This window comes from uncultured Pseudokineococcus sp., assembly GCF_947495735.1.
Lineage (GTDB): Bacteria > Actinomycetota > Actinomycetes > Actinomycetales > Quadrisphaeraceae > Pseudokineococcus.
Map to the genome: position 1 here is coordinate 376,258 of NZ_CANMAA010000002.1, position 18,605 is coordinate 394,862.

An 18,605-nucleotide genomic window follows, 5' to 3' on the forward strand; every position below is an offset into this window, starting at 1 on the left:
CCTCGACCGCCGCAGGAGGGCTCAGGGGCGCAGAAGGGCCCCCAGCTGCTCCGCGGAGCCGGCGAGGGCCTCCTGCGCCGCCGGCAGGACCCCGCGGGCGGCCTGGCGCGCCGCGTCGGTCAGCGCCCACGCGAGCTGCTCCTGCACCCGCTCGGTCGTCACCTCGTGCGGCAGGAGCACCGGCCAGCCGAGCGCGCGGGCCTGCGCCGCCACCTTGGCGCCGCCCTCGACCGGGTCGAGCGCGACCACCGGCACGCCGTTCTTCAGCGCGAGGACGACGCCGTGCAGCCGGCTGCTCACGACGACGTCGAAGCGGCGCAGGAGGGCCTCCACCTGGGCGGCCGTCGAGGGCACGTGCGGCTCCCCCGTCGCGAGGCGCGTGTCGAAGGGCACGACGGCGGGCGGACCACCGGGCCCGGGCGCCGAGGCCAGCGCGGGGAGCACGACGTCGTGGACGACGTCGTGGCGCTGGCGGTCGCCGTACTCGTGCTGGGCGTGGGCCGCGCACAGGCCCACGACCGGCACGGCGGGCACCGGCACGAGCACGGAGGTGTCGGGGCGCGGCGGCCCGTCGCCGTCGCGCGCCAGCGCGGCGTGCAGCGGGGCCAGGCCGTCCACGACGGACACGTCGACGCCGACCAGCCGGGCGGCCGGGAAGCGGTCGGCGACGCGCTGCAGCTGGCGCCCGCGGGCGGGGCCGCACACCCAGAGGACGACGTCGTAGCGCGCCGGGTCGACGCGCTCGAGGTCGACGCTCGAGGAGTCGTCCGGCGCGAAGGTCCGGGTCATCGCGACGTCGAAGGGCTCCCCGAGCGCCTCGAGGTCGGCGACGGCCGCGTCGCGGGCCAGCAGGTCCCCGGCGGTGATCTCGCCGTCGGGCACGCTGAACCAGCCGGTCACGAGCACGCGGCGCGCGACGCCGTCGGGGGTCGACCTGGCGGGGGTCGGATCCTGGGAGGAGGTGTCGTCCACGGCGGGACGCTCCCACGCCCGCGCCCCGTCGCGCGCAGGGGCCCGTCCACGGGACCGGGAGGCCGCCCTGCCCGAGACCCTGGCACCGGACGACCCCGACGGGGCTCGCGCCCCGGTCGCCGCGCCAGGACGGGGCACCGCCTCAGGAGTCCGCGGTGGCGTCCGACCCGCTCGGAGCGGCCGTCGTGGTCGACGGCCCGGTCGGGCCGGCGGGCCCGCCCCCGCCGTCCACGGCCTGGGCGTCCACGGCCTCGCCGTCCTCGTCGAGGGCCGGCTGCCCCGGGGCGTCCGGCGGGGCCTCGGGGCCGTCGTCGGGCTCTCCCGCGGGCAGGAGAGTCGCCGGCGCGTCCTCGACCGGGGTCGCCGTCGAGGACACCTGCGGCCAGGTGCGCCACGGACCGACGGCGACCTCGGCGTCGGGCGTCGCGCTGACGAGGCGCCAGGAGACGACGTCACCGGTCGCGGCGTCGAAGCGCAGCAGGGTCATCTCCGCCGTGCCGTTGAGGGGCCCCACGGTCAGCTGGTCGAGCGCGGCCCCCGCGGTGCTGGAGCTGATGTAGCGGACGCCCTCCCCGACCTGCGTCGGGTCCGTGCGCACGTGGTAGTGCCCGGACACGAGCGCGGGGGCGCAGCCCTCCTCGAGGGCGGTGGCGCCGATCGAGGGGTCGTGGACCAGCAGGAGGTCGACCTCCTCGGCGCAGGCCTCGGCCACCAGCCGCTCCGCCGTCTCCTCGGCGGACCCGCCCGCCGTCGAGGACGTGCCCTGGAGCAGCCGCGTGGAGCGCGGGTCGGGGACGCCGAGCAGGCGCAGGCCGGCGACCTCGACGACCTCGCCGTCCAGGACCGTCCAGCCGACCGCCTCCTCCTGATCGGTCGTCTCGGCGCTGTCGTGGTTGCCGTCGGCGACGACGACGGGGACGTCGGCGAGCGCACCGGCGAGGGCCTGCACGCACGTCTGCTCCACGGCCGTGCCGTTCATCGTGGTGTCCCCGGCGTTCAGCACGACGTCGACCTCCGCCAGCTCGGCGAGGCGCCCGACCGGCCCCGCCATGCCGACGTTGCAGTGGACGTCGCTGACGACGAGGGCCGTCACCAGGTCCTCCCCGCGCAGGGGCGATGGCGCCGGTGTCGGTGACGGCGTCGCCGACGGCGCGGCCGTGGCGCCCGGAGCCGGTGCGCCCGGGGCGGTGGCGCCGGCGGTGGCTGTGGCCGTCGTGGGGGCAGGGGCGGGGAGGGGGGCCTCCGCGGGAGCGCCCGGCGACGTCCCGGTGGGGGTCGCGCCGGGGTCGGCGGGAGCCCCGGCCGTCGGCGACGGGGCGGACGCCCCCAGCAGGCCCGGGTCGTCGGTGCTGCGCTGCGCCCAGGCGCGCTCGAGGCCGGCGGTGACCCGGGCGTAGAACTCGTCGTTGGCCCGCACCTGCTCGGTGACGTACCCGCCGACGAGGTCCACGACGCTCGCCAGCCGCCCGGTGATGCGGGCGCCCTCGAGGGGGGTGCCGTCGAAGACGGGCGAGGCCTCCTGGCTGGCGGCGTCGCGCTGGGCCTGGGGGCGCAGCCCCGCCACGACCGCGGCACCCACCAGCGAGACCGCGAGCACCGCCGCGAGCACGGCCCGGTGGCGGCGCCCGAGCACCGCCAGCTCCTCGCGCCGGCGGGGCCCCAGGGCCACGCGGGCGACGACGGCGACCAGCACGAGCAGACCCCAGACCAGGAGCCAGCCGCGCACGGCGTCGAGCACGAGAGCGCGCTGGACGACGTCCAGGGTCGCCTGCGGGGCGGTGAAGAGCTGCACGTAGCGGTCGAGGTCCCCGCCCAGCAGGTCCACGGTGCTCGTCGGCGCCCCGATGTCGGTGACGTCGCGGGGGATCTCGTCGACGACCACGTCGACGCCCAGGTGCAGGGGCAGCGGGGAGTCGATGACGAGCGCGCCGAGGGGCCCGAGGTCGACGGCCACCTCGGCGTCGGTCGTGACCGAGTACTGCGCCACGTGCGGCCCGAGGCTCGCCTCGGCGGACGCCGAGGTCACGCCGTAGACGGCGGAGACCAGGCCGAGGGCGACCACGAGGGCCGACCAGGCGGCCACCGCCCGCCGGCGCCGGGGGCGCGGCCTGGACGTCGGGACGGCCGAGGGTCGCCCGTGCTGCTGCTCGTCGTCCACCCCCCGATCATCACCGATGTCGGACGCCTCCCCGCCCGCGGAGGGGGCGGGCCGCACGGGCCGTCACGGGACTGTCACGGTCGCGGCGCACCGCCGTCCACCTCCGCGTCGCCCTGCGCCCGCGGGGCGTCGGCCCGGCCGAGGACCCGGTCCTCGGCGGCGGCGAGCGCCTCGTCGACGTCGCCGACGACGACCGGACCGCCGTCGTCGTCGCCGCCGGCGCCGTCGTCCCGGGACCCCTGGGTGCTCAGCGCGCCGTCGAGCAGGCCCGCGGGGTCGACGACGAAGACCCGGCGGCCTCCACCGGGCAGGGCGCGCGGCAGGGCGCGCAGCAGCCGGGCCGCGGCGGGCACCACCTCGTCCACCGCCCGCAGGTCCACCACGACCGCCTCCAGGCCCTCCTGCGACTCCTCCACCGCGCGCACCACCCGCTCCGCCGCCGCGAACAGGACGTCGCCGTGGAGCGCGAGCACGAGCGAGCGGTGCCCGTCCCGCGCGAGGCGAGCCGCGTCCTCGGGGCCGCGCTCGCGCGAGGAGGGGCTGTCGGCCAGCGTCGTGGACGAGCGGACGGGCGGCCGCCCGCCCCGGTGGACGTGGAGGGTGTGCAGGTCCATCTCCGCGGACAGCCGGCGGACGGCCGCCAGGCCGCGGACGCTGCGCCCGTGCGGGTCCAGCCGGGGCGACCACGCCGCGACGCCGAGCTCGGCCGGCACCGCGGCCATCAGCCCGCCGCTGATGCCGCTCTTCGCCGGGAGGCCGACCGTGGCCACCCAGTCCCCCGCCGCGTCGTACATGCCGCACGTGAGCATCACCGACAGGACGTGGCGCACCACCCAGGTCTCGAGCACGCGCCGGCCCGTCAGCGGGTTGACGCCGCCGCCGGCGAGGGTGGCCGCCATGACGGCCAGGTCGCGCACGTCCACGAGGAGCGCGCACTGGCGCACGTAGGCCCGGACGGCGTCCTCGGGGTCGTCCACGCCGAGCCGGCCGTGCGCCAGGAGCAGGTGGGCGATGGCGCGGTTGCGCTGGCCGCTCTCGAGCTCGGCCGCGGCGGCGTCCTCGTCGACGTCCAGCTCCCGGCCCGCGAGCCCCGAGCACAGGGCGCGCACGCGCTCCGCGCGCTCGTCGGGGTCGGCGCCCCGCACCAGGGACGTCGCCGCCAGCGCACCGGCGTTGATCATCGGGTTGCGCGGCCGGTCGGTCGTCGGCGAGATGCTGATGGCGTCGAACGGCTCCCCCGAGGGCTCGACGTCCACGTGCCGCCGCACCTCGTCAACCCCGAGGTCGGCGACCGCGAGGGCGTAGGCGAAGGGCTTGGACAGCGACTGCAGGGTGGCGCGGACGTCGACGTCCCCGACCGCGTGCACGTGCCCGTCCAGCGTCGCGAGGGCGATGCCGAACAGGTCCGGGTCGGCGTCGGCGAGCTGGGGCACGTCCGTCGCCCGCTCGCCGCTGGTGTCGGCGAGGCTGTCCTCGAGGACGTGGCGCAGGTGGGCGGTGACCAGGCCGTCAGACGTCATCCCGCGACCCCACCACAGGCCGCCGCCTCCGGCGCGGGGACGAGGACGACGGCGCGACCGGCCCGCACCGTCGACGGCGACCCGGCCCACCGACGAGAACCGGCCCACCGACGAGAACGGGCCCGCCCCCCGAGGGGAGCGGGCCCGCTGTCGTCCGGTGGAGCTGAGGGGACTCGAACCCCTGACCCCCTCCATGCCATGGAGGTGCGCTACCAGCTGCGCCACAGCCCCGGACCGACCTCCGCGGCCAGCGCGCGAGCGCTGCCCCGGAAGACGTGGAGAACAGTAGCCCGGCCCCTCCGCGGCGTCCAAATCGCCCCCGCCGACGAGGGCGGCGGAGCCGCCAGGACGAGCCCTGTGCCGGTCAGGCGGCGGCCCACGCCCCCGCGTTGTGCTCCAGCAGGCGCCAGGGCACCGAGCCCGGCGTCCCGCGCAGCAGCGACGTCCAGCGGGCGTTGCGCAGGCCGGTCAGCAGCGGCGCCGCCTCGCGCGGCAGCCCCAGCAGCTGCAGGAGCGCCGCGCCGAGGGCGCCGCCGTGCCCGACGACGACGAGCACCTCGTCGTCCGCCAGGGACGCCGCGTGCTCCTCGACCGCCGCGACGACCCGGGCGCCCGCCGCCGTGCGGCGCTCACCCCCGCCGGGAGGCACGTCCTCTCCCGCGAGCCACGCCGCGTGGAGCTCGGGCCACCCGGACTCGATCTCCGCGCGTCGCAGGCCCTGCCAGTCGCCGCCGAAGACCTCGCGCAGCCGCGGGTCGAGCGCGACGGGCAGGTCCGCCGCCAGGGCCAGCGCACCGGCCGTCGCGCTCGCGCGCACGAGGTCGGAGCTGACGAGCCGGACCGGCTCCCGCTCGGCGAGCACGGCGGCGGCCTCGCGCACCTGCTGGCCGCCCAGCTCGCTGAGCGGGATGTCGGTGTGCCCCTGCCAGCGGCCCTCGGCGTTCCAGGTCGTCTGCCCGTGCCGCCACAGGACGACCTGCGCGGGGCTCACGCCTCGCGTCCGGCCTGCACCGACTCCGGGAGCTCGACGACGGGGCAGTCCTTCCAGAGCCGCTCGAGGGCGTAGAAGCGACGGTCCTCGGCCTGCTGGACGTGCACGACGATCTCCGCGTAGTCCAGCAGGACCCAGCGGGCCTCGGTCAGCCCCTCGCGGCGCACCGGCTTGGCGCCCAGGGAGCGCATGCGCTCCTCGACGGCGTCGACGATGGCGCGGACCTGCCGGTCGGAGTCCCCCGAGGCGAGGACGAAGACGTCGGTGATGACGAGCTGCTCGCTGACGTCCAGCGCGAGCACCTCACCCGCCAGCTTGTCGGCTGCGGCCTCGGCGGCAGCGCGGGCGAGCTCGAGGGAGCGGTCGGTGGCGGTCACGGGTCCTCCAGACGCGCCGCGGCGGGACGCCGCAGCCGGGTCCCCAGCGTCTCACGCACGAGCGCGCCGCCGGTCGGGCCGCCGGCTCAGGCGCCCGGACCTCCGGCCGACCCCTGGTCCGCCTCCACGTCCGGCCCCGGGGCGACGTCGTCCGGGTCGACCGCACCGGACCCGGCGGGCTCGGCGTCCTCGCCCTCGACGTCGGACCCGGTCGGCGCGCCGTCGACACCGGTGGGGCTCTCCACGTCGGCCTGGCCCTGGGACGCCACGGCCGCCAGCTCGTCCGCGGCCCGCGCCAGGTCCTCGCCGGCCCGCTCGTCCCCGGAGCCGGCCCCCGCCGGCTGGCGGCCGCTCACGGGAGGGTCCCGTCGGCGGCCGTCCCGCGCGCCGGGGCGTCCGCGGGCGCGTAGAGGCCGTGCTTGCCGATGTACTGCACGACGCCGTCGGGCACGAGGTACCAGACCGGCTCACCCCGGGCGACGCGGTCGCGGCAGTCGGTCGAGGAGATGGCCAGCGCGGGGATCTCGAGCAGGCTCACGCGGTCACCGGGCAGGCCCGTCGCCGCGAGCTCGTGGCCCGGTCGGGTGACCCCGACGAAGTGCGCCAGCTCCCACACCTCGTCGGCGTCCTTCCAGCCGAGGATCTGCTGGAGGGCGTCGGCCCCCGTGATGAAGAAGAGCTGCGCGTCGCCCGTCGTGCGGCTCAGGTCGCGCAGCGTGTCCACCGTGTAGGTCGGGCCGGGGCGGTCGACGTCGACGCGGCTCACGGTGAAGGAGGGGTTGGACGCCGTCGCGACGACGGTCATGAGGTAGCGGTGCTCCGCGCCGGTGACCTCGCGGTGGTCCTTCTGCCAGGGCCGCCCGGTCGGCACGAAGACGACCTCCTCGAGCCCGAAGACGCTCGCGACCTCGCTCGCGGCCACGAGGTGGCCGTGGTGGACGGGGTCGAACGTCCCGCCCATGACGCCGATGCGGCGCCGTCCCGGGGAGGGCACGGGGAGCCCGGCCTCGCCGGGGCCGGCGGCACCGGAGACCCGGACCGGCTCGCCCGGGGCGCGCGCGTCCAGCGGTGGCCTCAGTGCCCGGAGCCGGCGTCGTGGGGCCCGGAGTGCGGGCCCTCGTGCATGCCGTCGCGGTCGGGGTGGCGCGTGCCCACGCTGCGGAAGGCGTACGTCAGCAGCAGGACCGCGATCAGCGCCGAGAAGGCGATGAGCCCGAAGTAGAACGAGTCGAACGGGAGCTCGTTGACGAGCATCTCGTGGGCGCCGTCGACCTCTCCGTCGGCTGCCTGGACGACCGCGCGGCTCAGCATCGGTGGCTCTCCTCGTGGATCTCCGGCACCGGCCCGGTCGGGCCGACGCACGGGCAGTGTGCCACGACGCGGCGCGCGAGCCCGGCGGCCACGAGGCCGGCGGCCCCCGCGGAGGAGCGGCGCACCGAGGACCTCACGGCCGGACGTGCCCGTCGCCGGTGACGACCCAGCGCGTCGTGGTGAGCTCGGCGAGCCCCATGGGCCCCCGCGCGTGGAGCTTCTGGGTGGAGATGCCGATCTCCGCGCCCAGGCCCATCTGGGCGCCGTCGGTGAAGCGCGTGGAGGCGTTGACCATGACGGCCGCCGAGTCCACCTCCGCGGCGAAGCGCTCGGCGGTCGCGAGGTCGCGCGTCACGACGGCCTCGGTGTGCCCGGTGGACCAGCGGTCGATGTGCGCCAGGGCCGCGTCCAGGTCGGGCACCACGCCGACGGCCAGCTCCATCGCGAGGTACTCGGCGGCCCAGTCCGCGTCCGTCGCGGGCTCCACCTGCACGCCGGGCAGGTGCTCCGCCGCGGCCCGGACGGCGTCGTCGCCGTGCAGCCGGACGCCGGCGGCCGCCATGGCCCCCAGCAGCGGCGGGAGGAAGGCGTCGGCCACCGCGGCGTGCACGAGCACGGTCTCGGCGGAGTTGCACACGCTGGTGCGCTGGGTCTTGCTGTTGAGGGCGATCTCGAGCGCGCTGGCGAGGTCGGCGGCGGCGTCGACGTAGACGTGGCAGTTGCCCGTGCCCGTCTCGATGACCGGCACGGTCGAGGAGCGGACGACCTCGGCGATGAGCCCGGCGCCGCCGCGGGGCACCAGGACGTCGACGAGGCCGCGGGCGCGCATGAGGGCCTGCACGCCCGGGCGGCCGTGCTCGTCGACCGTGCTCACGAGCTCGGCCGGCAGGCCCTGGGCGACCAGGGCCTCGCGCACGACCGCGACGACGACCGCGTTCGTCTCGCGGGCGGCCGACCCGCCCCGCAGCACGACGGCGCTGCCGCTCTTGAGCGCCAGCGCGGCGGCGTCGACGGTCACGTTCGGCCGGGCCTCGTAGACGACCGCCACGACGCCCATGGGCACGCGCAGCTGCCGCAGCCGCAGCCCGTTGGGCAGCGTCTGCCCGCGGACGACCTCGCCGACCGGGTCGGGCAGGCCCGCGACGTCGCGGACGGCGCCGGCGATGTCGCGCAGGCGGTCGACGTCCAGGCGCAGCCGGTCGAGCAGGTTCTCGGCGAGCCCCTCGGCGGCGCCGCGCTCCAGGTCGCGGCCGTTGGCCTCGACCACGCGGGCCGACTGCGCGACGAGGGCGTCCGCGACCGCGAGCAGCGCCGCGTCCTTGCGGGCCCGCGTGGCGGTGGCCAGCGACCGGCTCGCGGCCCGGGCGGCCCGGCACACCGCCAGGACCGCGTCCTCGACGGGGTCGCCCGCCGCACCGGTGCTCGTGGTGGCCGAGGGGGTCGCGTCCAGGACCGAGCTCATGCGCCGAAGGGTAGGCCGAGCACGGCCCGCCGCGGGCGCGGTGCCCGGACGGCGGACGGCCGCCGCAGACGGCGGGTCCCGAACGGGACGTGCTCGTCCGGCCCGGGGCCCTCGTCCTCCCCGCCCGTCAGGGGGCGGGGTGGCTGCCCGGTCCGCCCGGGCCCGCGGACCCGGGGACGTCCTCGGGACCGCCGACGGCGGGCGGGGGCGCCGCCGCGCCCGTGGCCTCGGCACCGGACCGGTCCACCCCCTCGTCACCGGGGACCGGCGGGACGTCGGCGCCGCTGCTGGGGGCGCGGCGCCCGCGGCGGGTGCCCGCCTCGGCGGCGGCGGCCTCCCGCGTGGCGCCCTCCGCCTCCTCGCGGGCGCGTCGCAGCGCCTCGGCCGGGTCCTCCAGCACGGGCGCGTCGAGGTGGGCGGCGATGCCGCTGCCGTCCCCCTCGGGCGACCCCTGGTCGCCCTGCTGAGCCGCGGCGTCCTGCCCGGCGTCGTCCTGCGACCCGCCGTCGCCGGAGCGGCGGGCGAACGCGTCACCGACGCCCTTCAGCGCGTCGTTCAGCTCGCTCGGCACGATCCAGACCTTGTTGGCATCGCCCTTCGCGATCTGCGGCAGCGTCTGCAGGTACTGGTAGGCGAGCAGGTTCGGGGTCGGGTTGCCCCGGTGGATGGCCCCGAAGACCTCGACGATGGCGCGCGAGCGGCCCTGGGCCTCGAGGATGGCGGCCTGGGCCTGCCCCTCGGCGCGCAGGACGGAGGACTGCTTGTCGCCCTCCGCGGTGAGGATCTGGCTCTGCTTGACGCCCTCGGCGTTGAGGATGGTCGCGCGGCGGTCGCGCTCGGCCCGCATCTGCTTCTCCATCGAGTCCTGCACGCTCGCCGGGGGGTCGATGGCCTTGAGCTCGACGCGGTTCACGCGCACGCCCCAGCGGCCCGTGGCCTCGTCGAGCACGCCGCGCAGCTGGCCGTTGATCTGGTCGCGGCTGGTCAGGGTCTGCTCGAGGTCGAGCGAGCCGACGACGTTGCGCAGCGTCGTGACCGTCAGCTGCTCGATGCCCTGGATGTAGTTGGCGATCTCGTACGTCGCCGCCTTCGGGTCCGTGGGCTGGAAGTAGATGACCGAGTCGATGCTCACGACGAGGTTGTCAGAGGTGATGACCGGCTGCGGCGGGAAGGACACGACCTGCTCGCGCAGGTCGACGACCGCCCGGGGCTTGTCGATGAAGGGCACGAGGAAGTGCAGCCCCGCGTCGAGCGTGCGCGAGTACCGGCCCAGGCGCTCGATGATGACGGCGCTGGCCTGCGACACGATCCGCACGGACTTGACGACGGTGGCGATGACGAAGACGACCAGGAGCAGGAGGACGACGTAGAGGGCGAGGGTGCCCACGGTGGGGGTCACGAGGGGCTCCAGGGACTCGGGGACGGGTCGGGGCCGGAGGGGCTGGTGCCGGGCGCGGGGCGGCCGGGCGGGTCGGCGGGGGGCAGGGCGCGGACGACGGCCGTGGCGCCGTCGATGCGCACGACCTCGACGTCCGCTCCGGCCAGCAGCACGTCGCCGGACTCGGTGCGCGCGCTCCACACCTCGCCGCGGAGCTTCACGCGGCCGTCGCGGGCGGTCACCTGCTCGAGCACCTCGGCGCGCTGGCCGACGTTGGCGTCGGCGTTCGTCGCCACCAGGGGCAGGTGCGGCCGCACGTAGCGGAGCACCGCGGGGCGAGCCAGCGCCAGCAGGACGAAGGCGGCCACCGCGAAGGTGATGACCTGCAGCGGGAGGGACAGGCCCAGCGCGGCCGAGAGGGCCGCCACGAGGGCGGCGGCGGCGACCATGCCGAAGACGAGGTCGAGGGAGGCCACCTCGACGGCCCCGAGCAGCAGGGCCAGCCCCACCCACAGCAGCCACTGGAGGTCCTCGAGACCACCCACGCGCGCACCCCCGCCCCTCGGTCGGCCCGGTCGGCGGCGGCGCCACCGGCCCTGGTCGCTCCTGCCGGACCCTAGCCGCCGGGTCCGACGCGAGCGGGACCCGGCCCCGTGGTGGCGCGGGAGGGACGTCCGGCGCAGGATCGCAGGCAGCCCGGCACCGCCCGCCGACCCGCTGGAGGACCCGTGATCTCCGTCTCCACCGCCCGCGCCCTGCGCACGTCCGGTCTCGCCTGGGAGCCCTCGTCCGGGGACCGCTTCGTCATCACCGACCGCGGCATGGACGAGGAGGTGTTCGTCCTGTCCGAGATGGTCGTGGAGGCCCAGGAGCACGCCACCGGCAGGGTCCTCGGCTTCAACGGCACCACCGAGTGGGCCCTGGACTCCGTCGACGCGGAGCAGGCCGTCTGGCTGCCGCGCGAGGGCCAGCTGCGCGCGCTGCTCGGGACGTCGTTCACGGGCCTGGAGCGGACCGACGACGGCTTCGTCGTGCGCACCCGCGACGCCGACGGCGACCGCGCCTCCCGGTCCGAGGACGCCGAGGAGGCGTACGCGCTCGCCGTCCTGGCCGTGCGCGCCCGCGCCGCGCGCAGCGCCTGACGCGACCGAACCGAAGCCGGGGCCGGGACCGGAGCCGGGCGCCCTGCGCCGACCGGGCGGCGGCCGCGGGCGTCAGCCCGGCGGCAGCGGCCGCGCGACGAGCACGAGGTCGTCGCGGTGCACGAGCACGCGGTCCCGGCCGGGGCCGAGCTCGCGGGCGTTGTCCCCGGTGGAGCGTCCCAGCAGGGGCGGGACCTCCGCGGCGGCGTAGGCCACCAGCCCGCGGGCCAGCACGTGGTCGGCCGAGTCCACGAGGTCGACGGCGTCGCCCGCCTCGAAGTCCCCGCGCACCGCGCGCACGCCGGCGGGCAGCAGGGACGCGCCGCGGTCGCGCACGGCCCGGACGGCTCCGTCGTCGAGGACGAGCGCGCCGCGCGAGCGGGCGGCGTGGGCCAGCCACAGCATCCGGGTGCGGCGCCGCCGCCCCGTGGCCGCGAACCAGGTGCCGACGTCGGCCCCGGAGAGCCCCTCGCGGGCGAGCGCGGCGCTGGTGAGCAGCGCGGGGATGCCCGAGGACGTCGCGAGGTCGGCGGCGGCGATCTTGGTCGCCATCCCGCCGGTGCCCACCCCCGCGCCACCGGTGCCGCCGACGACGACGGCGTCCAGGTCGCCCGGGCCGGACACCAGCGGCACGCGGCGGCTGCCCGGGCGCGACGGCGGGCCGTCGTGCAGGGCGTCGACGTCGGAGAGCAGCACGAGCGCGTCGGCCCGCACGAGGTGGGCGACGAGCGCGGCGAGGCGGTCGTTGTCGCCGAAGCGGATCTCGTCGGTGGCCACCGTGTCGTTCTCGTTGACGACGGGCAGCACGCCGAGCCCCAGCAGGCGCTCGAGGGTGCGCTGGGCGTTGCGGTAGTGCCCGCGGCGCACGACGTCCTCCGCCGTGAGCAGCACCTGCCCCACCGGCGTCCCCGCCGGCTCGAGCGCCCGGGCGTAGGCCGCGACGAGCAGGCCCTGGCCCACGCTGGCGGCGGCCTGCTGGGTCGCGAGGTCCGACGGGCGGCGGAGGAGCCCCAGCGGGGCGAGGCCGGCGGCGATGGCTCCCGAGGAGACGAGCACCACCTCTCCCCCGCGGGCGCGCACGTCCTGCAGGGCCCCGACCAGGGCGCCGAGGCGGTCCTCGTCGAGACCCCCGGCGGCCGTCGTCAGGGACGAGGAGCCGACCTTGACCACGACGCGCCCGGCGCGCGGCAGGTCCTCGCGGGAGCGCACCGCGGAGGCTCCCGGGGGCGGCTCTGCGGCGGCGGAGGACGCCGTCACGCTCAGCCGTTCCCGCGGTCGGCGGGAGCACCCCGCTCCGCGCGGCGGTCGGCGAGCCGCTCCGCCTCGAGCTCGGCCTGCGTCTCGGCCCGTCCGGCCTTGCGCTCCTCCATCAGGCGGCGCCGCTCCCCGCGGGTCGGCCGCTCGTCGGTGGACAGACGCGGGTCCTCGCCGCGCCGGCCGCCGAGCAGCTCGGCACCCCCGACGAGCGTCGGGTCCCAGTCGAAGACGACGGCGCGCGGCCCGTCGCCGATGACGACCTCGGAGCCCGCGACGGCCCCGGCGGCGAACAGCTCCTCCTCGACCCCGAGCTTGGCGAGCCGGTCGGCGAGGTAGCCCACCGCCTCGTCGTTGGCGAAGTCGGTCTGGCGCACCCAGCGCTCGGGGCGGTCGCCGCGCACGCGGAACCGGACGCCGTCGGTCGCGTCCTCGGCGTCCTCGCGCGTGACGGCGAACTCGGTCTCGTCGACGGCGCGGGGGCGCAGCACGATGCGGCGCGCCTCGGCCACGGGCGCGGCCTCGCGGGCGCGGCGCACGAGCCGCGCCATCGCGAAGGACAGCTCGCGCAGGCCCTCGTGGGATGCGGCGGACACCTCGACCACCTCGTGGCCGCGCTCCTCGAGCTCGGGGCGCACGAAGTCGGCCAGCTCGCGCGCCTCGGGCACGTCGACCTTGTTGAGGACCACGAGCACGGGACGCTGCTCCAGCGGCAGCCCCGGCTCGCCCGTCGCGGTCAGGTCGACCGCGTAGCGGGCGAGCTCGGCCTCGATGACGTCGAGGTCGCTGATCGGGTCGCGGCCGGGCTCGAGCGTCGCGCAGTCGAGCACGTGCACGATCGCGGCGGTGCGCTCGACGTGGCGCAGGAACTGCAGGCCGAGCCCCTTGCCCTCGCTGGCGCCCTCGATGAGGCCGGGCACGTCGGCGACGACGAAGCGCTCGTCGCCCGCGACCACGACGCCGAGGTTGGGCACCAGCGTCGTGAACGGGTAGTCGGCGATCTTGGGCCGCGCCGCGGACATCGAGGCCACGAGGCTGGACTTGCCGGCGCTCGGGTACCCCACCAGCGCGACGTCGGCGAGGGACTTCAGCTCGAGGACGACGTCGCCCTCCCAGCCGGGCTCGCCCAGGAGCGCGAAGCCGGGGGCCTTGCGCTTGTTCGTCGCGAGCGCGGCGTTGCCGAGGCCGCCGGCGCCGCCCGGCGCCAGGTCGACCGCCGTGCCGACGTCCACGAGGTCGGCGAGCACGCGCCCGTCGGCGGCGTCCTTGACGACGGTGCCGGCGGGCACGCGCAGGACGAGGTCCTGGCCCGCGGCGCCGTGGCGCATGTCGCCCTCGCCGGGGCGGCCGTTGCCCGCGGTGCGGTGGGGGGCGTGGTGGTAGTCGAGCAGCGTGGTCGTCGACGCGTCGACGACCAGCCGCACACTTCCGCCCCGGCCGCCGTTGCCGCCGTCGGGCCCGCCGAGCGGCTTGAACTTCTCACGGTGCACGGAGGCGCAGCCGTGCCCCCCGCTCCCGCCCGCCACGTGCAGGACGACCCGGTCCACGAACATCGGCACGGCGGCCTCCTGCGTCTGCTGCGCACCCGGGGCGCGTGCGCCCGGTGCTGGGGGGGTGGTGCCGAGGGGTGCGCCCGGCCGGGGGCCGGACGCGCGAGAGGGGTGAGCCGACCGGCTCACCCCTCTCGCGGGTCGCCGCCGGCGCGGGGCCGGCGGCAGGTGGTGCTGGTGTCAGTCGGCGACGGCCTCGGTGGCGACGTTCTCCACGATGTTGACCGTGCGGCGGCCGCGGCGGCTGCCGAACAGGACCGCGCCCGGCGTGAGGGCGAAGAGGGTGTCGTCCTTGCCGCGGCCGACGTTCTCGCCCGGGTGGAAGTGGGTCCCGCGCTGGCGCACGATGATCGCGCCGGCCTTGACCTCCTCGCCGCCGAAGCGCTTGACGCCCAGTCGCTGCGCGTTCGAGTCGCGGCCGTTGCGGCTGGAGCTCGCGCCCTTCTTGTGTGCCATGGCTGTGCCTCCGGTCGGCGGTGGTCCGTGGGTGCTGCTGCGGGGGTGGTGCGGTTCGTGCGGCGCCGGCGTGGTCTGCCGGCGCGGTCAGCCGGCTGTCAGCTGTCGATCGCGGTGATGCGCACGCGGGTGTGCTTCTGGCGGTGGCCCTGGCGCACCCGGTACCCGGTCTTGTTCTTGTACTTCAGGATGGTGATCTTGTCGGCCTTGACCTCGTCGAGCACCTCGGCGGTGACGGTGATCGAGGCGAGCGCCGAGGCCTCGCTGGTCACGGTGGCGCCGTCGACGAGCAGGAGCGGCGCGAGCTCGAGCGTGCTGCCCGCCGCGGGGGTGCCGCCGCCGATCCGGTCGATGAGCAGCTCGCTGCCCACCGACACCTTCTCCTGCCGACCACCGGCGCGGACGATCGCGTACACCACGGGACTCTCCTGACGTCGACCGGTCTGGACCGGCGGAACGGCTGCATCACTGCTCGGGGCTGGCGCGGCGACCCGCCCGACCGAGGTCTTCGGGGCGACCCTCGAGAGGGACCGGGGCGCGCACAGCGCAGGGCGCACCGGTGGTGCGCCTCGGCAAGAGTACGGACGACGGCTCGCAGGGGTCAAACCAGGTGCCCGGCGGGGTCAGAGCGGCCACCCCTCCTTCCGCGAGGCGGCGTCCCAGAACATCCACTCGAAGCGCGTCGCCCGCACGGCGGCGGCCACGGCGGCGTCCTCGTGCGCCGGGTCGGCGGCGACCGCCTCGACGACGACGTCGGCCGCCCGGGCGGACGCCTGCTGGAAGGCCGCTTCGGCGTAGGCGGCCGTCCAGCGCGCGTAGGGGTGCTCGGCCCGGCGCGCCGCCCTCTCGGCGAGGGCCAGCCCCACCTCGGCGTACACGGTGAAGCAGGGCAGCACGGCGGCGGCGCCGACGGCGTAGGGGGCGGTGGCCGCCTGCGCCACCAGCCAGGAGGAGTAGGCCAGCGTCGTCGGCGACGGCTCGGCGGCGGGGGCGGGCGACTCGCCGGGGACGGGGGCCTCCCCCGCCGAGGAGCCCGCGCCGGCGGCGGCGAGCAGCGCGTGCCCCAGCAGGTCGGCGTGCAGGTCGCGCTCGGCGGCCACGGCGCCGGCGGCCGACCCGGCCCAGACCGCCGCGTGCGCGGGGTCGGGCGCCCGCGCGGCCAGCAGGGCCAGAGCCCGCGCGTACTCGCGCAGGTAGCACCGGTCCTGCTCCAGGTAGTGCCGGAACACCGCCGGAGGCAGGCTGCCGTCCGCCAGCGCCGCGAGGAAGGGCAGCGCGTCCACGGCCTCGCGCACCGGTGCCGACTCCCGCTCCACGCGCGCCCGGAAGCCCTCGCCCCGCTCGTCGGCCGCGGCGCTCCCGGCTCCTCCCGGCCCCGGGCTCACGCCGGCCCCCCCGCGGTCACCGGGTCGCCGGTCGCGGCGTCCCACCACCCCGCGTGGTGGTGGACCGGTCCGTGGCCGGCGCCCGAGCGCGCGGCCCGGCCCACGCCGAGCCGCTCCCCCTCGGCGATGGCCCGGACCAGGTGGTCGCGGGCCCCGGTGACGGTCTCGAGCCACCCCTGGCGCCGGGGTCGCAGGGCCGCGCACGCGGCGGAGAGCACGCAGCCCGTGCCGTGCGTGGCGCGCGAGCGCAGCCGGGCGCCCACCAGGTGGTGCACCGCAGCGCCCCCGCCCTCCTCGGGCAGGGCGAGGACGTCGACGACGTCGCCCCCGCCGTCCGGCCCCGGCGGCGCGTGCCCGCCCTTGAGCAGCACCCCCCGGGCGCCGAGCGCCAGCAGGGCCCGCGCCTGGTCGGCCATCTCCTCCGGGTCGCGGGCCTGCGCGGCGCCGAGCAGGACGGCCGCCTCCGGCAGGTTCGGCGTGAGCAGGTCCGCCAGCGGGAGCAGCTGGTCGCGGACGGCCTCCACGGCGTCCTCCGCGAGGAGCCGGTCCCCGCTGGTGGCCACCATGACGGGGTCCACGACGAGGACGGGCAGGGGGCGCCGGGCCAGCACGTCGGCGACGGCGGCGACGACGTCCGCGCTGCCGAGCATCCCCGTCTTGGCGGCGTCGACCTCGACGTCGTCGAGGAGCACCTCGAGCTGCTGGGTGACGAAGGCCGCGGGCACGGGGTGGACGCCGGCCACGCCGGCCGTGCTCTGCGCCGTCAGCGCCGTGAGGACGGCGGTGCCGAAGGCCGACAGGGCGCCGAAGGTGGCCAGGTCGGCCTGGACGCCGGCGCCGCCGCTGGGGTCGCTGCCGGCCACGGTCAGGGCGACGACGCTCATGCCGCCGCCCCGCCCGGGACGGGGGCGTCGAGCGCGGCGGCCGCGGCCTCGGGGTCCGGCGCGGCGCACAGCGCCGACACGGCGCACGCGCCGTCCACGCCGGCGGCGCGCACCGACGGCGCGCGCACGAGGTCGACGCCGCCGATGGCGACGCACGGCAGGCCCGCCGCGTGCGAGCGCGCCGCGAGGTCGGCCAGCACCGCGAGGCCCAGCGGCGCGGTCGCCTCCGGCTTGGTGGGCGTGGCCCACACCGGACCGAGCCCGAGGTAGTCGACGACGGGCGCGCCGTCGTCCTCGCGCAGCGCCGCGGCGGCGTCCACCTCCCCCGCCGTGCCCGCGGACAGGCCGAGCACGGCGTGCGCGCCCAGCAGCCGGCGCGCCCGGCGGGGCGCGAGGTCGCCCTGGCCCACGTGGGCGCCGTCCGCCCCGCACGCGACGGCGAGCTCCACGTCGTCGTCCACCAGCACGAGCGCGCGACCCCCGACGGCCGCCACGACGGCGCGGACCAGCTCGGCGCGCTCGGCGCCGCCGCCGCCCTTCTCCCGCACCTGGACCACGCCCGCGCCACCGGCGACGGCGCGCCGCACGACGTCGACGACGCCGCGCCCCCCGCACAGCGCGGTGTCGGTCACGAGGTAGGTGCGCAGCACCGCGCCCGGGTCCTCGCGCAGCAGCGCGCGCCAGGGCCTGCGCCCGCCGCTCACGCCCCCGCGCCCGTCGCTGCGCCCGCGGGGGCGTGCTCGGCACCGACCAGCCGGGCCGCGTCGGCGCCGCCGACGCGGTCGAGCTCGTCGAGCCAGGCGACGGCGAAGCTGCCCGGGCCGCGCGCGGCGGCGGCCGCGGCGCCCGCCGCCGCCGAGACGTGCGCGTGGGCGGCCGCCACCGCCAGCAGGGCGTCGGTGGGCGCCGCGGCGGCGTAGGCCGCCACCAGGGCGCCGAGGGCGCAGCCGAAGCCGGTGACGCGCGTCCCGAGCTCGGACCCCCCGTCGACGAGCAGGCGGCGGCCTCCGGGGGCGACCACGAGGTCCCGGACGCCGGAGACGGCGACGACGGCCCCGGAGCGGTCGGCGAGGTCGGCGGCCGCCGCGGCCGCCTCCTCCACGCCGTGCGCGGTGTCCGTGCCCCGGCCGCCCCCGCCCGCACCGGCCAGGGCCATCACCTCGGAGGCGTTGCCCCGCACGGCCACCGGCCCCAGGGTGACGAGCTCGCGCGCCAGGGCCGTCCGGTGGTCGAGGACGCCGACGGCCACGGGGTCGAGGACCCACGGGACGCCGGCCGCCCCGGCGGACGCGACGGCGCGGCGGACCGCCTCCTCCTGGACGTCGTCGACCGTCCCGAGGTTCACGAGCACCGCACCGGCGAGGCCCGCGAGCTGCGCGGCCTCCGCCGGGTGGCGGGGCATGGCGGGCGCGGCGCCCGCGGCGAGCAGCGCGTTCGCCGAGATCTGCACGACGACCTCGTTGGTCAGGCAGCAGACCAGCGGCCGGGAGGCCCGCAGCGCCTCGGTGGCCCGCGCGACCTCCTCGGCGAGGTCGGTGACGGCCCCGGGGCCGCCCGTGGGTGCGCTCATGTCGACATCCCTTCGCTCGTGCTGACGAGAGCAGGTTCGACGGGTGTGATCTCAGCTCGCGGGCCCTCGGCGAGGGCGGTGCGCGAGCACCCCGTGTCGAGGGAGACCGTAGCCCGCCCCCGGGCAGGGCCGCACCGGACGTGCGCACCGGACCGCGTGACGCGTGGCCGGGACGGACGGGCGGGCGGGCTGGAC

At 77.9% G+C, this 18,605-nt stretch carries 20 protein-coding genes, 1 tRNA gene and 1 riboswitch; of the genes, 1 reads left to right on the forward strand and 20 read right to left on the reverse strand.

Features of this window, described 5'->3' with window-relative positions:
* Positions 1-21: 21 nt before the first annotated feature.
* The 12 genes from Q0848_RS04635 to Q0848_RS04690 all read right to left on the reverse strand — a co-directional run bounded on the left by Q0848_RS04635 (position 22) and on the right by Q0848_RS04690 (position 10,714).
* Positions 22-972 (reverse strand): polysaccharide pyruvyl transferase family protein, encoded by a 951-nt coding sequence (locus tag Q0848_RS04635; protein WP_299035484.1) that lies wholly within the window; start codon positions 970-972, stop codon positions 22-24.
* A 142-nt stretch (positions 973-1,114) separates the two neighbouring features.
* Positions 1,115-3,130 (reverse strand): metallophosphoesterase family protein, encoded by a 2,016-nt coding sequence (locus Q0848_RS04640; RefSeq protein ID WP_299035487.1) that lies wholly within the window; start codon positions 3,128-3,130, stop codon positions 1,115-1,117.
* A gap of 74 nt (positions 3,131-3,204) precedes the next feature.
* Positions 3,205-4,650, reverse strand: a complete 1,446-nt coding sequence (glsA, locus tag Q0848_RS04645; RefSeq protein WP_299035490.1) for a glutaminase A — start codon at positions 4,648-4,650, stop codon at positions 3,205-3,207.
* 158 nt (positions 4,651-4,808) lie between these two features.
* Positions 4,809-4,881, reverse strand: a tRNA-Ala gene (locus tag Q0848_RS04650).
* Between the two features lie 133 nt (positions 4,882-5,014).
* Entirely contained in the window at positions 5,015-5,641 is a 627-nt protein-coding gene (locus Q0848_RS04655) for a histidine phosphatase family protein (protein WP_299035493.1), read from the reverse strand.
* Positions 5,638-6,018 (reverse strand): ribosome silencing factor, encoded by a 381-nt coding sequence (gene rsfS, locus Q0848_RS04660; protein ID WP_299035496.1) that lies wholly within the window; start codon positions 6,016-6,018, stop codon positions 5,638-5,640. Before rsfS ends, Q0848_RS04655 begins: the two co-directional genes overlap by 4 nt.
* A gap of 86 nt (positions 6,019-6,104) precedes the next feature.
* Positions 6,105-6,374, reverse strand: coding sequence for a hypothetical protein (locus tag Q0848_RS04665; RefSeq protein ID WP_299035499.1), 270 nt, complete (start codon positions 6,372-6,374; stop codon positions 6,105-6,107).
* Positions 6,371-7,012 carry a nicotinate-nucleotide adenylyltransferase gene (gene nadD / locus Q0848_RS04670; RefSeq protein ID WP_299035501.1) on the reverse strand — a complete coding sequence of 214 codons (642 nt, stop codon included), beginning with the start codon at positions 7,010-7,012 and terminating at the stop codon, positions 6,371-6,373. The genes Q0848_RS04665 and nadD overlap by 4 nt, the downstream gene beginning before the upstream one ends.
* Before the next feature lie 80 nt (positions 7,013-7,092).
* The gene (locus tag Q0848_RS04675; RefSeq protein ID WP_299035504.1) at positions 7,093-7,329 is read right to left on the reverse strand and encodes a hypothetical protein; all 237 of its coding nucleotides are present in this window, start codon (positions 7,327-7,329) and stop codon (positions 7,093-7,095) included.
* 133 nt (positions 7,330-7,462) lie between these two features.
* Positions 7,463-8,791 carry a glutamate-5-semialdehyde dehydrogenase gene (locus Q0848_RS04680; protein WP_299035507.1) on the reverse strand — a complete coding sequence of 443 codons (1,329 nt, stop codon included), beginning with the start codon at positions 8,789-8,791 and terminating at the stop codon, positions 7,463-7,465.
* A gap of 127 nt (positions 8,792-8,918) precedes the next feature.
* The gene (locus Q0848_RS04685; protein WP_299035510.1) at positions 8,919-10,190 is read right to left on the reverse strand and encodes an SPFH domain-containing protein; all 1,272 of its coding nucleotides are present in this window, start codon (positions 10,188-10,190) and stop codon (positions 8,919-8,921) included.
* A complete protein-coding gene (locus tag Q0848_RS04690) occupies positions 10,187-10,714 on the reverse strand; it encodes an NfeD family protein (protein ID WP_299035513.1) in 528 nt (175 codons plus the stop codon). The genes Q0848_RS04685 and Q0848_RS04690 overlap by 4 nt, the downstream gene beginning before the upstream one ends.
* Before the next feature lie 183 nt (positions 10,715-10,897).
* Between Q0848_RS04690 and Q0848_RS04695 the strand changes: the two genes are divergently transcribed.
* On the forward strand, positions 10,898-11,311 hold the full coding sequence (locus tag Q0848_RS04695) for a pilus assembly protein CpaE (RefSeq protein WP_299035516.1): 414 nt from the start codon (positions 10,898-10,900) through the stop codon (positions 11,309-11,311).
* 72 nt (positions 11,312-11,383) lie between these two features.
* Here the strand turns inward: Q0848_RS04695 and proB are convergent, their stop codons facing one another.
* The 8 genes from proB to thiM all read right to left on the reverse strand — a co-directional run bounded on the left by proB (position 11,384) and on the right by thiM (position 18,410).
* Positions 11,384-12,520: a glutamate 5-kinase gene (gene proB / locus Q0848_RS04700; protein WP_299035520.1), complete on the reverse strand. Its 1,137-nt coding sequence runs from the start codon at positions 12,518-12,520 to the stop codon at positions 11,384-11,386.
* A 50-nt stretch (positions 12,521-12,570) separates the two neighbouring features.
* Complete coding sequence (gene obgE / locus Q0848_RS04705) at positions 12,571-14,124, reverse strand: GTPase ObgE (protein ID WP_366146395.1); 1,554 nt, start codon at positions 14,122-14,124, stop codon at positions 12,571-12,573.
* A gap of 171 nt (positions 14,125-14,295) precedes the next feature.
* Complete coding sequence (gene rpmA, locus Q0848_RS04710) at positions 14,296-14,571, reverse strand: 50S ribosomal protein L27 (RefSeq protein WP_299035523.1); 276 nt, start codon at positions 14,569-14,571, stop codon at positions 14,296-14,298.
* 98 nt (positions 14,572-14,669) lie between these two features.
* Positions 14,670-14,990, reverse strand: a complete 321-nt coding sequence (gene rplU, locus Q0848_RS04715; RefSeq protein WP_366146396.1) for a 50S ribosomal protein L21 — start codon at positions 14,988-14,990, stop codon at positions 14,670-14,672.
* A gap of 204 nt (positions 14,991-15,194) precedes the next feature.
* Complete coding sequence (locus Q0848_RS04720) at positions 15,195-15,956, reverse strand: TenA family transcriptional regulator (protein ID WP_299035525.1); 762 nt, start codon at positions 15,954-15,956, stop codon at positions 15,195-15,197.
* The gene (thiD, locus tag Q0848_RS04725; protein ID WP_299035528.1) at positions 15,953-16,840 is read right to left on the reverse strand and encodes a bifunctional hydroxymethylpyrimidine kinase/phosphomethylpyrimidine kinase; all 888 of its coding nucleotides are present in this window, start codon (positions 16,838-16,840) and stop codon (positions 15,953-15,955) included. The genes Q0848_RS04720 and thiD overlap by 4 nt, the downstream gene beginning before the upstream one ends.
* Positions 16,837-17,544: a thiamine phosphate synthase gene (thiE, locus tag Q0848_RS04730; protein WP_299035531.1), complete on the reverse strand. Its 708-nt coding sequence runs from the start codon at positions 17,542-17,544 to the stop codon at positions 16,837-16,839. Before thiE ends, thiD begins: the two co-directional genes overlap by 4 nt.
* Complete coding sequence (thiM, locus tag Q0848_RS04735; protein WP_299035534.1) at positions 17,541-18,410, reverse strand: hydroxyethylthiazole kinase; 870 nt, start codon at positions 18,408-18,410, stop codon at positions 17,541-17,543. Before thiM ends, thiE begins: the two co-directional genes overlap by 4 nt.
* Positions 18,401-18,514: riboswitch (TPP riboswitch) on the reverse strand. Its footprint overlaps the gene before it by 10 nt.
* Positions 18,515-18,605 lie beyond the last annotated feature (91 nt).

Coding starts and splice junctions, on each gene's coding strand:
- glsA (WP_299035490.1), bottom strand. CDS start 4,650: ATGACGTCTGACGGCCTGGTCACCGCCCACCTGCGCCACGTCCTCGAG.
- Q0848_RS04675 (WP_299035504.1), bottom strand. CDS start 7,329: ATGCTGAGCCGCGCGGTCGTCCAGGCAGCCGACGGAGAGGTCGACGGC.
- Q0848_RS04680 (WP_299035507.1), bottom strand. CDS start 8,791: ATGAGCTCGGTCCTGGACGCGACCCCCTCGGCCACCACGAGCACCGGT.
- rpmA (WP_299035523.1), bottom strand. CDS start 14,571: ATGGCACACAAGAAGGGCGCGAGCTCCAGCCGCAACGGCCGCGACTCG.
- thiD (WP_299035528.1), bottom strand. CDS start 16,840: ATGAGCGTCGTCGCCCTGACCGTGGCCGGCAGCGACCCCAGCGGCGGC.
- thiM (WP_299035534.1), bottom strand. CDS start 18,410: ATGAGCGCACCCACGGGCGGCCCCGGGGCCGTCACCGACCTCGCCGAG.